Below are 14,796 nucleotides of genomic sequence, written 5' to 3' on the forward strand. Positions count from 1 at the left end.
GCACCGGAACCGTCGCTCACGATGGGAGGGCCGATGGAGCCGCCTCGTACGCGCGCAAATCGGTGAGCAAGGTCGACAGCAGCATCTCCTCATGGACGGCGGAGTTTCGGCGGCGCATCGTGTCCTCAAGGACCGGATCCCACGGCGTCGGGTTCGGCGAGCCGGTCAGAGCGAGCCTCGCGTCCGGCGGGAGCGTGGCCACGGCATCCCGGTAGTCGTCGGCGCCCATCCGCCACGGCTTCAGACCGGCCGCGAACATGCGGGCCGCGATCGCGACCCCGGGCCAGTCGAAGTCACCGTGATAGCGAACGATCACACCCGCGTCCACGAGCCGCCGCAACGCCACCCAGCCCGCGACGGACGGATTGCCCGCCGGGCAGACAATGGGGGCGGCTATGCGCGCCCTCGCCGCCGCCTGCAGGACCTGCGGATTCTCGCACGCGAACACGTGCGTGCCGGGGGCGGCGAGCCGGGCTTCCGCCGCCGCGCCGCGGAGTTCGTGCAGGGTCAGGTGCGTGACCAGCTCCATGTCGGCGCGGTCCCGCATCATCGCCGACCAGGGATCGCTCCCCGGTGGCCGCAGGGACCAGACGAGGACGGTGCCCGACACCAGGTCGGTAGCGACTCCCAGCCGCGCCCACAGGTCGCGCCGTTCCTCGGCCGTCTCCGGTACGGCGACGCCGAACGCGGCGGCGGCCGCACGCAACACGAGTGAGCCGGGGAGCCTGCCGTCGTCGAGGCCGTGCGCGTCGCCGAGACAGCGGCCGGCCAGCTCCGCGATCTCCCATCCGGTGCCTCGCGTAGCCGGGCTGCCGAAATCACCTGATGCCGAGAGTTCGGCGAGCACGGCCGCGAATTGGGTGACCGCCACGGCTGCGGTGTCGACACCGGCCCGGGTCAGCAGTCCCGAGCGACGTATGCCTTCGACGAACGCCGGGGCCCAATGTGTCCGCACGGCTCCGGCAGCCGCCAGCGCGGCGTCCAGTCGCGCCCATACGTCGGCCCACGAGGCGTGTGCCCTCTCTCTGATCGCCGCTCGATCCACAAGACCGTCCCCGGTGAGCTGCGCGACGACCGTGACCAGACCCGCGGCCGCCGCAGAGGACCGGAGGGCCTCGTCGAGCGCGGTGAGGGAGACGCGGATCCGGCCCGCGGCGACGGGCCTGCCGAGCAGGCCGGACAGCCGGTCGGCGCCGTTCTCGTCGAGCGTCACGGTGACCGTTCCCGCCACGGCGAGCCTGCCGCGCTCCAGCTTGCCGCGTACGGCCGTCCACAGGGGAGCGAGGCAGGCATCGGCGAGGTAGCGCCGGGTGCGTTCCGGCAGCCGGGGCTCGACGGGTGGGCTCACCGGGCGGGTCGCAGATGACGATTGTGGCCGTCCCAGTGGATGTGGGTGGTCACCGCGGCGGTGCCCTCCCCGCGCCGGATCTCGTAGCAGTCCAGCGAGGGAACCTGCGGATAGAAGCCCCACAGCGCGTGGCCGGTCATCGCGAAGTCCAGGTCGAGCCGGACGAGCAGACCCATCAGCTCTCCGATCGTGGGGTTGTCGACCTTGGCGAAGGCGTCGTCGAGCAGGATGAGCCGGAGCGCACGGGCCGTGTCCGGCAGGCCGGACAGGTAGGCGTCGGCCGCGGCGAACAACGTCACGTACGACACGAACCGGATCTCTCCCTGGCTCAGTTTGGCCCGTCGGCTGATCTTCCGCTCCCGCCCCTGCTCGGGGCCCGTGATGACGACCTCCATCTCATGCCACGACCGGTAGTCCAGCGCCGCCTTCAGGTGGGTCGCGTATCCCGCGGTCGGATCCGTGGCGAACTCCTCGCTGACGCGAGCGTTGAGCAGCTCGGTCAGCTCGTTCTCTTGCTCGGGGGAGCGTACGTCGCCGGCCGTGGCGACGAGCGCGCGGATCCGGGCGACGGTGGGGCCCGCGGCCTCGGAGAGGTTCCAGCGCAACTTGACCCCGATGCCATGGCTGGTGCTGATGCCGGCCAGGCTCACGTTCATGGCCTGGATCAACTCCTTGGCCTGCTTGAGCCGCTGCCGGAGTTCCTCGGCGACGCCACCGAGAATGAACTCGGTGAAGACGCGTCGTTCGCGGTCGCTCAGCGCCGACCGCCCCGCTTCGCACTGGTGATGGAGATCGGCGGCGGCCTCCGGCAGCGAACGCTGGCCGGCCGCGTCGGCGATCGCCGTCAACCGGACGCCGTCCCGCACCGTGGGGATGACGTCGAAGCCGCCGGCGAGTTCGCGTTCCACTATCTGCTGGGCACGGATCAGCGCGTTCTCATCGGCGACCTGACCGCGCCTGTCCAGCGCGGCCATCACGACCCCGACGGCCGCCTCGACGTTGGGGGGATCGATGTGCGTCGACGGGACATGGAAACGAGGTTGCCCGGTCGCGGCCGCCGCCACTCCGGGGAGCGCCAGCCGGGTGAGAAGCCTCTCCGCCGCCTTGCTGAGCAGGGCATGCTCCCGCTGGGCGTCCTCCCGAGCCAACCGCGCCTCGGCTTCAGCCTTGCCCTTCCGCCCCGCAAGCTCGGCGGCGCACTTGCGGGTGGATTCCAGTTCACGACGGCACGCCGCCAGCCCCGCCTCGGCGGAGTGCAGATCGGCTCGTGCCCGCTCGGCCGTGGCGCCCATGGTCTCCCTGATCGCGGCCAGCTCCGCGGCCTCCCCGTGCCACGTGCCCCACTTCTCGGCGGCGGCCACCTCGGCATCGTGCCGTGGCCGCCGAGCCTCCCGCGCTCCGGCCACGGCATTCGCGTGCAGGCCGACACGGTCGCGCAGCTCTGCCAGTCGCTGCCCGGCTGTCCTGCACAGGCGTACGGCGTCCCGGAGCCCGTCCCGCACCGCGGAGAGCTCGTCACTGGCGGTCGGCAGGTCGAATTCGACACATGCCGCCCGGTGCGCGGCGAGGGCGGCGGTCCACTCCCGGCGGAGGTCGACGGCGGCCTTGCGCGCTTCGTGGCACATCGGCTCGACTTTCTTCACCCGCTGCCGCGCGGCGACCGTCAGCGTGTGGGCCGACCGGACCGACTCGCTTGTCGGCGCGGTGCGCAGGTGAGAGTCGAGCGCGTCGCGTTCGTCGTGCAGCGCCTGCCGCCGAAGGGCTCGATTCTCGGCGGCATCGGCCAGGGCGGCGAGCGAGGCGTCGATCTCGGTGAGCCGGGCGGCCCGGGCGGCAGCCCTGGCGGCTGCGCCGATGTGCCGGGCCGTCGCCGTCCGGTGGCGACCGGTGAGGGGACCGTTGCCCCAGGAACCCTCGGTGTCCACCCAGGTGGGATGGCCCTGATCGCCCAGCGCGACGCGGTCGAGCACATTGCGCACCAGTTCCGCCGGAAGCGCGGACACGGCCTCGACGACCAGCGCGTCGCTCAGCGGATTCGCGGCCAGAGGGCCGGTGGCGCGCAGCAGGAGCCGGCCGTCCGGGGCCGCGAGACCGCTGTCCGTGATCGTGGCCGTCAGCAGTCCCGAGGCGAGCAGGGCGCCCTCAAGACCCGCGCGTTGCCCCTCGTCCAGCTGGGCGGCGAAGTCGACGGCACGCCACAACGGCACCTCGTCGCCGGACACCGGGCGCGTCCAGTGCGGCAGGGGCGGATCCGGATCGCGCGCGGCGAGCAACCCCTTCCGCTCGTCCTCCAGCGCCTGCCGTCGTTCCCTGTCCGCCCGGTCCTCGGAGTCGAGCATGGCGAGAGCACGGGAGAGCCGGTCGTGAACCGCGTCGGCAGCCGGCCTCACCACGTGGTCGAGCGCGGTGAGCAGATCCATCGTGTCGTCGCCGACGAGCGCGCCGGTGTCGTCGAGCACCGGCCGGAGAGCGGTCGCGGCCCAATCGACGCCGCTCAGCAACGTCCGGGTCGGCTCACCGGTTATCCAGGCCGTCCAGTCGCGCGCGAGGGCGAGCGCGGCGGCGTCTCTGGCCCTTTCCTCCCCCTCCGCCTCCGTCACGGCGTCGGCCAGCCGCTGTTCGACCTCGGAGGCTTTCCTGTCAGCGAATTCAACATCGCGTGCCTGTTTGTCGAGACGGCGCGCCTGCTCCAGGCGCGTGCCCGCGTGCGCGCCACGTTGTTTCGCCGTGTGGGAGACCTTGTTCACCTGGTCAACGGCGCCGTCCAGGTCCGAGGGGGTCGTCTCCAGGCGCGCCGGGACCGGGCGGGTGAGCGGCTCGGGTTCGGTGTGCAGACCGAGCCTGACCATTTCCATGGCATCCGCTTCGCCGTCGGTCATGACGCAGGCGACACCGGGCATGGTGGCGTGTACCCCGGCGCCCAGCAATGGATCCCGCGTCTCCTCGATGGCCTCCGCGGCGATGCGGGCCGCCTCGACGGCCTCGCGGGCACGCTCGTCGGCTCCCGCCACCTTGCCCGCCTCGTCGATCCGGGCGGCGATCGCCATCTGGATCGCCAACTCGGCGGTACCCCCGAGCGCCTGGACCCTGCGCTCCCGCTCGTCGAGATCACGGACGGCGCCGTACGCCTTCGAGGCGCGGATGCCCTCGACGCTCCTGCGCAACTCCTCCTCGTCGGTCGCCAGCTCCGCTGTCTTGGCCTCCGCCTGCGTGTGCTGCTCGGTCAGCAGCACATGCTCGCCGCGCAGCTTTTCAGCACGCCGTTCGACCTTCCGGACGGCGGTGGCGGCTGCCTGGGCGGCCTCGGCGGTCTCGCTCAGGACACCCACGGCGTACCGCCGGTAGATGTCGAGGAATCCGGAGACCGCCCGGTACGCCGTCTCCAGCCTCTGCTGAGCGGCGCGCGTCTCCGAAAGACCGTCGAGCTGCTCGCCCGCTCGCGACAGCGCGGCCTCACCGGGCGGCGGCAACGCGTCGGCCAGAATCTGCGGCAGCCTGCCCTCGTCGATCCGATTACCGACATCCGGCGCCCGAAGTGTCCGCAGCAACTGGAGCAGACCGGCGAAACGCTCCTTGCCCGAATCGCCCGTCAGCCCGAAGACCGTGGCGCGGACGCGTTCACGATGGACATCCGGTGAGTCGGCGATGCGATCCGCGCCTATCGCCTCGGCCAGCCCCTCACGCGACAGCGGGGTACGGTCGTCGCCGAGCAGGATCAGATCGTGTCCGACTCGACATGGTGTGGTGAAATACCACGCTTTCGCCTCACCGGTGGATCTCGCGAACCGGACAAGTGAGCCCAGCGTGATGTACTCCGGCTCTGTCGTCCCGTCCGAGGTTTTCCCGCCTTCTCCGTGGCGGACGAGTTCCAGCCAGAGGTAGCCGAGCCGGTTGGGCTGCTCCTGCCCACCGGCGCGCATCAGGTCTTCGAGGCGCACGCGGCCGGATCCGGTCGCGTCCATCCTGCGGCGGTCACCGTCGAGGAGGAAGGGCAGGAGCATTTCCAGGGCCCTGGACTTCCCCGAACCGTTGGTGCCTCGCAGCACCAGGCGTCCGCCGGAGAAGGAAAACTCGGTCTCGTAGTAGTGCCAGACGTTGATCATTCCTGCCCGATGCAGGCGCCACCGATGCGGATGGTGTTGTGGCGGGGTCTGCTCAAGGCCTGCGGACCTGTCGATCACGGAGATCGGACTCGTACGATCCATGGTGGTCATGCCGTCTCTCCGGTCTCGTCCGTGAACAACGGGTCCTGCATTTCCCGCGGGTCGGCGCCGAGCCGCCGCCTGGCGCGTGTCGTGGCCGACACGTCTCGTACGCTGGGCCGGTAACGGGCGGCGGCCGGATGGACGACCACTCCCTCGGTCACGACGGTGGCCAGGCCCACGGACGCCAGCAGGTGAACGACCTCGTCCCGGAAGCGGATCGGATCGTTCACGATGTCGCTCCGCCACGCTTTGGCGTGGCGGAGCGCGAGCTCGCCCAGCCTGTCGTCGACGACCGGCCACGGCGCGAGCACGCCTGTCATGGTCCGGCCGTCGAGGATCACCTGCCCGGCGGCCTTCGGTTCGAGAACCTCGATGAGCGCGTCGAGGAGGAGCAGCGCGGCCTGCCGCACGGTTCCGGTACCGGGGAAGGCGACATCGGTGAGTCGTTCGTCCGCGTCGTACGCGAGAGCGCCCTCCGCCCTGACTTCGAGCCCCAGGCCGAAACTCTCGTCCAGAACGCGGGTGAGCTCGGTGCGCTCCCTGCTCAGCACGTCGCGCTCCGCCTCACTGAGATCCCCGCGATGCACCACCGGGTTCTCCACCAGCTTGCGACGGAGGGAACGACGGGGCTGGTCGGGCACGTTCGGATCGTCGGCCCACAGGAGTTCGGGGCGCGCGAGCGGGTAGAGGGGGCGCGCGACCAGGTGTGGCAGCAGGCTCCGGTTGACGGTCAGCAACGCCTCCTCGCGGCGCTCACCCCATGCCACCACGCTTCCGTCCGTCTCCGTCAGCACGCCCCAGGCGAGCAGGAAGTCGATCGCGGCGACGAGGTCGCGTCGTTCGGCGAGTGTGTCGTCGATCGTGATGCCCGTGGTGGCGGCGTCCGCCCGGATCTGCTCCACGAGCTGCGACACCAGGACCTGTTCCCCCACATCCGACGCCAGCAGACCGGCACAGACCAGGGCGAGATAGGCGTAGGTCCGTGGCGTGAACTCACCGCCGGAGTGGCGGCGAGCGGGGCGGACCGGGGCGTCGGGCGACAGCGGCGCCTTGACCAGCCGGGCGAAACCGGTCTCGACCACCAGGGCATAGCCCAGCAACCTGGCGAAGGTCGACTTGAGCGCGCCGGAGTGCTTGCGTACGAGGGCGAGCTGTTCGGGGTGCCGATGCGCGGTGAGCACGGGGTCGGCGAGAAGAGCACGGGCGGCGACGCGTCGCTCGTCGGCGTCATGGGCTGCGATCGTCATCCCTCGGTTCCCGTCTGGTCGTCGTCGGACATGGCGACGTCGGTGAGCGAGGTGACGCTCAGGCCCAGATCATGGACGGTGAGCCGGCCGTCATCGGAGTACACGCGGGTTACGCCTCCTGGGCGGGGTACGACGACCAGAGCCAGGTCCAGGTCTGTGTCCACGGACGTGACCGAACCGGTCAGATCCGGTGTGACGGCCAGCAGATCGGAGAGCTTGTCCAGCAACAGCTCGCAGGCCGCACGGGTGATCCTGGCCTCGCTCAGGTCTCCCACGGCGATGAGCTCGGCCGCCGCCCCGGCCTTGCGGGCGACCTCCTCGTCCGCTTCCGCCAGCAGCCGCTCACGGTCGAGACCCGGGTCGGGAACGCGTGCCGTGCGCCCCCGTGCCGTGCGGTCGCCGCGTTCCCGCAGCGATACCGGTACGTCGACCGGGTCGGCGTCCCACCACGAGGTGCTCGCCGTGGCCCGGCCGCCGACCTCGTCAGGGCCCATGAGCAGGTGCCGGGAGGGGTAGGCGCCGAACGCCGCCGCGAAGATACGGTGCGCCTCCTCGGTGTCGGCCTCGGCGAACCATGTCGCGAGACGAAGGAGATCGGCACGTCTGGACACTCCGGTGCCCGCGGCGGCCAGCATGCGCTTCGCGTTCGCGAGGAGCTGGCCGAGTGCCTGCTCCGCTGCCGCGCGCAGCTGGGCGGGCCCCGAGCGGCCGTCCCTGCCGTACCACGCGGCCAGCTCGGTCCACTCGGCGGCAGTCCGGCCAGGCGAGCGCTCGGCCGGGCTACCATCAGGACCGGTTAGTCCAGGAAGCGCGGCGAGCACCGCGAGAAGCCGGTCAAGATCGGGAAGTATTCTGTCCAGCCGGTCGGCGACCGCGGGCGCGTGCCGGGCGACATCGGCTGATATGAGGTCGACGTATTCGAGGAGCAGGGTCTTGAACGCCGCGTACTCGGCTCCCGCCAGGTCATATCGGGACATGACTTGATGAAGATAAGCGTAGAAATCTCGCACGCTTTCGGTGAAAAATCGCTGGTTGTTGAAGACGGTGGTCACATCGGCGGCCAGCGCTTCGGCGTCCATCCGCCGGCCGTCCGAGAGTCGCGCCAGGATGTGGTCGAGGATCTCGGCTGTGCTCCCGAGCAGCTCACGGGCCACTTCTCGCGCTCCGTCGGTCGCGGATAGCAGCTCCTCGACCTGCCGGTGTGCCCTGCCGCCGAGTTTCGAGACCTGATATCGGGAACGGGAGCGCAGCCACTCCGAGACGGTCGCCACCCGGGCGTCGCGCACCGACCGGACCAGATTTCCCCATGACTCGAGTCGCCGGCATCGGTCTTCGACGTCGTCCGCCGACAGCGTGATCCCGGCCTCCTCCAGCAGCGTGGCGGCCTCCGTGGCTGACAAATCCGTGAGCAAGGTGTTGGTGAAGAGCCGCATCAGCGCCACGTACTCATGGGCGTGCTTGTCGGCGGTCGCATACCGATAAAGGTCCAGTCGCGCTCGTGCCTCCGCCGGAAAATCCTTCGCGTCATCCAGCTCCATGTCCTACCCATCTTGTGTGATCAGCACAAGTCGCCACTCGCCGAAGGGTATCCGCTTACGGTAGATGAACCTCCGACATTTTCGAACTGTTAATCTTCCACGAAGGATTCGAAAACGTTCTCGAAATGTGTTCGACGAACACGGTCTGAGAGTGTGGAATTTTGCATGCAATAAAGACGTTTTAGGACCTATCTGTATATATGTGATTAAAGGTGATTTTGGTCTTTATGACGGAGTTTTCGGGGGTGTCTGAAAAGTTATGATCAGAGTGCTCTGAGGCGCTATAGAGGCGCAGGGGCGGTTGCGAGGTCGATGGGCAGGCCGGCTCGGATGGAAGCACAGGAAGGCCAGGGCGATTATGGCTGTGGTCACGCGCCGGTGCCGGGGCATCCGTTTGCGGACGTGGTCATCGGGTCAGGCCGAACAGGTCCTCGCCGCTCCGTTTGATCGCTCGGGTGTCGTCGGTGATCAACGCCCCGTCAGAGCGACCCGGGTGCTGCAGGACATAGGCGCGGCGCGTCGACGTCCCGCGTGGAGACATACGGATCTTGTGCATGTGAGTCAATCAAATCAACTCCACAGAAGCCGGGGTGCATCAGAGTCTCCATCGAACCCTGGGCTGTTCATCTGACAGGGGCTGGTCTCGCTGGTATCTCCCATGGCCTGCCGCCTGGCCGACGCGGTGTTGATCGAGCAGACGACGAAGGGATCGAACAACGCCGCTTCATGGGTTGGGGATCTTCGTCGTCCGCCGAAAAGCTGCATCCAAACAGGAATGGATGACGCTTCTATTGCAAAGATGCGATTTCTGCTTAAATAGGAGATTATCTCGAGATGGTCTTCTCATCCGTCGGATCTTGGACGCGGCCCGAGGTTGCGATGACCTGTGGCCACCTTGAGGGGACAGAAACTCAACGGGACGTCCCGTCTTCATTCGCCGACCGGCTGCCAAGGTAGCCGCAGGAGGCTGAGTCATGGTGAACATAGTCGTTTCAGGCTTGACGGCGGCAGGCAAGACGACGCACGCCTTACTGTTGGCGCGGCGGCTCAGTTTCGACTATGTTTCCGCCAGTCGGCTGATGCTGGCACAACTCGAGATCGAGCATGATCCCGACAACAGCCTGTGGGTGACTCGAATGCAGGAGATCGAGGACCGGCGCGACCGCCAACCCGTCGACAGCGATGTCAACAAGTTGCTGGTCAGTGCATTTCGGACACGCACCAACACGGTGTTCGACTCATGGTCGCTTCCCTGGCTGACCGGTAGCGTTTCCTGTCTGCGGGTGTGGATCGAGTCAAGCCAAGAGTCTCGCGCGATGAAGGCGCGCGTCTCCCAAGAGCCGTACGGCCCTTTCCTCTCGCTGGACGACTGCCGAAGGCTGATCGATGACAAAGATGCGTCGACCGCACGGCGTTTCCAGCCCCTGCTGGAGGTGGACATCCGGTCCGACCGATCAGTTTTTGATCTTATCGTTGACAATTCGGACCTGATTGCGGAGCCAACGATCGAGTCCGCACGGCAGGGGATCTCCACGTTCCACCGGTCGCTAATGGCCAGCGTGTTGGAGCGCCTCCCCGGCGACACGCATCATGGGAAACGCTGACAATATGCGATGGGGCCGTTCGGGGGTCCCGGAGCAATGAAAATATCCAATTGAAAGGAAGCATATGGACCAGCTGCAGCTCGCAGGATGCGTGATCCCCAACGCCGACGGCGAGATCCTATTCCTGCACCGAAACACCGTTAAGCGACAGCAGTGGGAGATTCCGGGCGGAAAGCTGGACCTAAATGAGGACGCGGTCAAGACGGCTATACGCGAGGTTCGCGAAGAGATGGGCGTCGAAGTCGAGATTCTTAGGGAACTCGGAACCCGATCTTTTGACGAAGACGGCTACATGATGGTCTATACATGGTTTCTCGCCCAGATCATTGACGGCACCCCTGCGGTGCAGGAACCCGCCACGCACGACCGCTGCGAGTATCTGAGCTTGACGCAACTCAGCCAGATAGCCGACGAGCTCTCGCCGAACACCCACAACTTTCTCGAGGAGGTTACATCGGGACGGATATATATCTAATACCGTATTTTAACCGGATGGGCGGAGGTTCGGCATAGTGCGAGTCTTTTTGGAACAGGCAACCATCGAAGATCTGACTCGGCTCATCAACGCCGAGACGCACGCTGATTACCTATACATGTATCCGCCGCGCCAGACCTACCGTCCGTTCGAGTCAGATACCATCGGCTCATTCAGTGGACTGGTCGAGGCGTCTCTGGCTCGATTCGACGATCTGAACCTGTACGTTCACGTGCCTTTCTGTCGTCAGATCTGCAGCTTCTGCAATCTCTACACGACCAACGACCTCCGGCGCGATCTCCAAGGGTATGTCGACGCTGTGCTGATGGAAGCGGAGAAGTATATACCTCTGTCCGGCAAGAAGCGGATACAGACGCTCTATCTGGGGGGTGGCACGCCGTCCATATTGACAGCCAAACAGATCGAGCAGCTCATCACTACGCTTCTTGAACACTTCTCCAGCACGCCCGGCCAGATCCCCCCAGAAGCCGCACTTGAGGTTGATCCGTCGACTGTTGACGCCGGGAAGCTCCATGAATTACAGTCCGCGGGCATTAATAGGATTAATTTGGGTTATCAGTCGATGGTTGAGCGAGAAGTGATCCACATCGGGCGCAGACGTGGCGAAGCGGCTGGTCTTCGATTACTTGAGGAAGCTCTCGCTGTCGGCTTCTCTAATGTCTGCGTCGACCTCATCTACGGCCTACAGCACCAGACCGATGAAAACTGGTGTGCTTCCGTCCGGCAGATCGTCGGTGTGGGGCCACCGACGATCTGCGCGTACGCCCTTACGCTGCGCCCGTTTACCGGCTATCAGCGACGCGGTTACGATCAGATCGACGGCCGGGTCCTCCATCGGCGCTTCGACATGGCCGACCAGATTCTGCGAGATGCCGGCTACCGCCGGGAAACACATGTGAGGTGGGTCAAGGGTGGCGGCGGATATTTGCAGAAGGTCAATCACTGGGGTATGCAGAACATCCTCGGATTCGGGGCGGGCGCACGCAGCTATCTATGGGAACTCGACTTCCGGAACGGATATTCGGTACGCGACAGGCGTGGGGCGCTCGATCTGTACGCGGATGCCGTCAGCACCGGCAGGTGGCCTGTAACCGATGGTTACCTCATGTCCGACGAAGAGCGGATGCAGAAAGCGGTGGCACTCAATGTTCAGTCCCTGGACCGTCGCTGGTTTGCCGATCTTTTCGGTGTCGATCCCTTGTCTGTGTTCGAAAGAGAGTTCTCAACGCTGGCATCACTGGGTTTATGCCACATCAATGATGATCTTGTCACACTGACCGAAACCGGAATCAAACACCGCGACCTCATTACCCAATGCTTTTTTAGTATCGAGGTACGCCGACGCCTTCGAGAGTTCGACTATAGTGAATAGCATTCAGCTTTCCCGCAACGAGTTCAAGCTCACCTGGATACATCTGTCCGACATTCATTTCGGGGCCGGTGGCGGACATGGGGCGGCCGAGCGCAACGATGTGTTGGACGCACTGGTGGACGATATCCGACGGATGCGCGACAGAGTTCCCCCCGTTGACCAAATAATAGTCAGCGGAGACATAGCATTCTCGGGTGGCTCGTTGAGCACCGGAGAGTATGATGAAGCGACCGCCTTCCTCACCAAGCTGGGAGCCCTACTTGGTCTAGCCAACGATGCGATTCTAGTGGTTCCTGGAAACCACGACATCAATCGCAGCATAGCGCGCGACGACGACGTCCGGCGTTGGCTCGATGAACTACGCTCCCCACATCGGCCGATAGATGATGCTCTCGCCAGTGATCGCGGCCATGATCGCCTCCGTTTCAGCGCTCGCATGTCGAACTACTTGGCGTTCGCACAGAACTTTGGCGAGTGCGTTGGCACAGGAGAGTCCGTTGGTCTGGGCTACTGGACCACCCTGATCGAGGCGAGAGATGATCTGAGGGTACGCATTTCCGGCGCCAACAGTGCCCTGCTCTCCCAGGATGACGACGACTTCCAGCGGCTACAGCTCGGCCTGACACAGTTCGGAACCCTGAAAGGCGCTTCGGACCAGCATGACGTGCTAATCCTCGTGACACATCATCCTGTCGACTGGTTGCGGGACCGTGACCCGATCGCGGCACGTATTCGCCGGTCGGTCGACATCCATCTTTACGGTCACGTTCACGATGGCAACTCCGAGCGGGGAAGCGGCGGTGGTGGCAGCGCACTCATCCGCGTCGTGGCGGGTGCCGTACACGAGTACGACAGCGCGGGCCGGGCAGGCACGAACAGTTATGGGTATTCCGTCGGCTCAATATTCGTCGGTGCTGATCAGCGCATCGGGCTACGGATATGGCCGAGGCGCTGGACACCACATAACGCGGATTTCAGGACGGACATCGCGGTTGTTCCCGACGGGCAGATATTCGCCGACCATGTAATTAGAGAGCGCGCGGATCCACCGAGGCCAAGTCATGGGCAGAGCGGATCGCAGTCTGCATTTCAAACGCCTGAGGCATCGGCGGAGCAACTGCTGTGGCGAGCATCGGAACGGTCGGCTCGTCGCTTGGGCGCTCGGCGCACGGCCTACCCTTTGGACTTAAGCATCGCCCAGTTGCATGGTCGCGGTGTCTACGTCCCGGCATCGTTCACCGATCAGGCACGCGATCTGGCCGGCGTCGGGGTCGACCATTTAGTGGGAGAGATCACGGCGCAGCGATCGGTCCTTATCCTCGGCGAGCCGGGCAGCGGCAAGAGCGTCGCGGCGTACGCCCTTCTTCAACGATTGCGGGAACGGGTCCCCGCAATCGCGATAAGGGTCTCAGAGCTTCCCGACGCCGTTGATGGGAAAGCGGCACGGACGGACCTCGCCCTCGCGCTGGGGGGTGCTCTGGACGAGTACACAGGTCGACCAATTCTGCTCATAGACGGACTCGATGAGACGCTTTCGGAGTTCGACTCTTCAGCCGACTTCTTCATGCTGCTGAATCGGCTCAGAGAAGCTTTTACGCTGGTCATTACGTGTCGGCGCAGAGAGTTTGAGGACAATCTGGCGAAGACGATGGAGAGCGACACATTCGACTCTATTTTCTCCATCGACGCGTGGACATTGGATCGACAGTTCGCCGATTTTGTCAACCGGCTGGTAATCGCCAGATTTCTCGACTCGAACGCGATACTCGGCGAGATCAGAGAGTCTCCCGTTCTTACTCAGATGGTTAATCGCCCACTATTTGCCAGAATGCTCACGTTCCTGGGGCAATCGGGTATGGATACGGTCACAACCGTCTCCACGCTTTACGCCGAATATATCGACAAACTTGGAACGACTAGCGAAATCGCGCTTGCCGCCGCAGGATGTCGCCAGTCATCGCAACCGAAGGAGATCTGGACCGAAGCCGCCTGGGTAATCTTCTCCAAAGCACTGCTGTCCGAGGAGCGGTTCAGCGTGGGCGCGGTTACTGCCCTTGTGGCCACCGAACTCGGTGCCCAGCCTCGCTGCGTCGCGCGGGCACTCGGCCACATCTGCGATGAATGGCGGGTGGCTGGCCGGGTTTGGGGAAGATTCGTCCACTACTCATTCTTCGAGTATCTCGTCGCCTGTCACTACCTGGACGAGGTTTCCCAGTCGGTCATGAAAGGTTCGGCTACGCACCTCGCGCAAAGCCTCAGCTTCGACCTCACACCTGAGATCCGTCACTTCTTGGTCGACGAGCTACGCCTGGCGAATATTCCAGATCTCAGTCGGGCGCTGGAAAGTGCTTATCAAGAGAGCAAGCAGTTCGGTCGGAGGTCGGCGCGGACCCGGACCGTCGGCAATCTCATCGCCTACCTGTTGTCTCGAGTCGCCTCCGACGCGCGAGCGTCACTTCGCCGCCTGGTGGCCGGCGAGGAGGACATGTTTCTCCAACAGTCACTGCTCTGGGGATTGTGCCATCTGGGGGACGGGCAGGGACTCGAACGGTTCGTGGCCGAGTCGAGGGCCTCTGCCCAATGGCGCGCGTGGAACCGTGGCTACCTCATGTACTACTACGGCGACATCGACCGGCGTGAGGACCCGCCCTTTGTCGATACCGATCCCCGTCGACCCTGGGGGCGTACACGCGAGCGGTCGATCTCTCTTATGACTGCTCCCTCCTATCAGGCCATCGCGCCACAGCGGCGGTACCTGGACCTGTACACGCTCTACGACTACGCGATCTGGCGCGGAACAAGACTTACCGGTGACGATATGGAGACGGCTCGCATGACATTGACAGCATTGTGGGAAGGGTCCGGCATCGGAAGTGATCTCCTACTCGAACTGCAGGCGATGCATTCCGCCGCATGCTCGGATTCCTGAGGATCTATCCGTTTCTCAGCCAAGCACCGCATCTGTTCCGACATGCTCTGGAAGACA

8 protein-coding genes are annotated in these 14,796 nt (G+C 65.2%); 4 read left to right on the top strand and 4 right to left on the bottom strand.

The window, feature by feature from the left end; translation table 11 throughout:
- Positions 1-16 precede the first annotated feature (16 nt).
- Genes ACVCAG_RS06000 through ACVCAG_RS06015 form a run of 4 tightly spaced genes read right to left on the bottom strand, consistent with a single transcriptional unit; the run spans position 17 to position 8,338 of the window.
- Positions 17-1,348 (bottom strand): TIGR02679 family protein, encoded by a 1,332-nt coding sequence (locus ACVCAG_RS06000; protein WP_440082368.1) that lies wholly within the window; start codon positions 1,346-1,348, stop codon positions 17-19.
- Entirely contained in the window at positions 1,345-5,562 is a 4,218-nt protein-coding gene (locus ACVCAG_RS06005; RefSeq protein ID WP_440082369.1) for a TIGR02680 family protein, read from the bottom strand. The genes ACVCAG_RS06000 and ACVCAG_RS06005 overlap by 4 nt, the downstream gene beginning before the upstream one ends.
- Positions 5,559-6,800, bottom strand: a complete 1,242-nt coding sequence (locus tag ACVCAG_RS06010; protein WP_440082370.1) for a TIGR02678 family protein — start codon at positions 6,798-6,800, stop codon at positions 5,559-5,561. The genes ACVCAG_RS06005 and ACVCAG_RS06010 overlap by 4 nt, the downstream gene beginning before the upstream one ends.
- Positions 6,797-8,338 (bottom strand): DUF2397 domain-containing protein, encoded by a 1,542-nt coding sequence (locus ACVCAG_RS06015; protein WP_440082371.1) that lies wholly within the window; start codon positions 8,336-8,338, stop codon positions 6,797-6,799. The genes ACVCAG_RS06010 and ACVCAG_RS06015 overlap by 4 nt, the downstream gene beginning before the upstream one ends.
- A gap of 974 nt (positions 8,339-9,312) precedes the next feature.
- Between ACVCAG_RS06015 and ACVCAG_RS06020 the strand changes: the two genes are divergently transcribed.
- From ACVCAG_RS06020 to ACVCAG_RS06035, 4 genes are all read left to right on the top strand, one after another.
- Entirely contained in the window at positions 9,313-9,942 is a 630-nt protein-coding gene (locus ACVCAG_RS06020; RefSeq protein ID WP_440082372.1) for a cytidylate kinase family protein, read from the top strand.
- 64 nt (positions 9,943-10,006) lie between these two features.
- On the top strand, positions 10,007-10,417 hold the full coding sequence (locus tag ACVCAG_RS06025; RefSeq protein ID WP_440082373.1) for an NUDIX domain-containing protein: 411 nt from the start codon (positions 10,007-10,009) through the stop codon (positions 10,415-10,417).
- A gap of 37 nt (positions 10,418-10,454) precedes the next feature.
- Entirely contained in the window at positions 10,455-11,810 is a 1,356-nt protein-coding gene (locus ACVCAG_RS06030) for a radical SAM protein (protein WP_440082374.1), read from the top strand.
- Entirely contained in the window at positions 11,803-14,739 is a 2,937-nt protein-coding gene (locus ACVCAG_RS06035) for a metallophosphoesterase (RefSeq protein ID WP_440082375.1), read from the top strand. Before ACVCAG_RS06030 ends, ACVCAG_RS06035 begins: the two co-directional genes overlap by 8 nt.
- Positions 14,740-14,796 lie beyond the last annotated feature (57 nt).

It is taken from the genome of Streptosporangium sp. G12 (genome assembly GCF_052983175.1).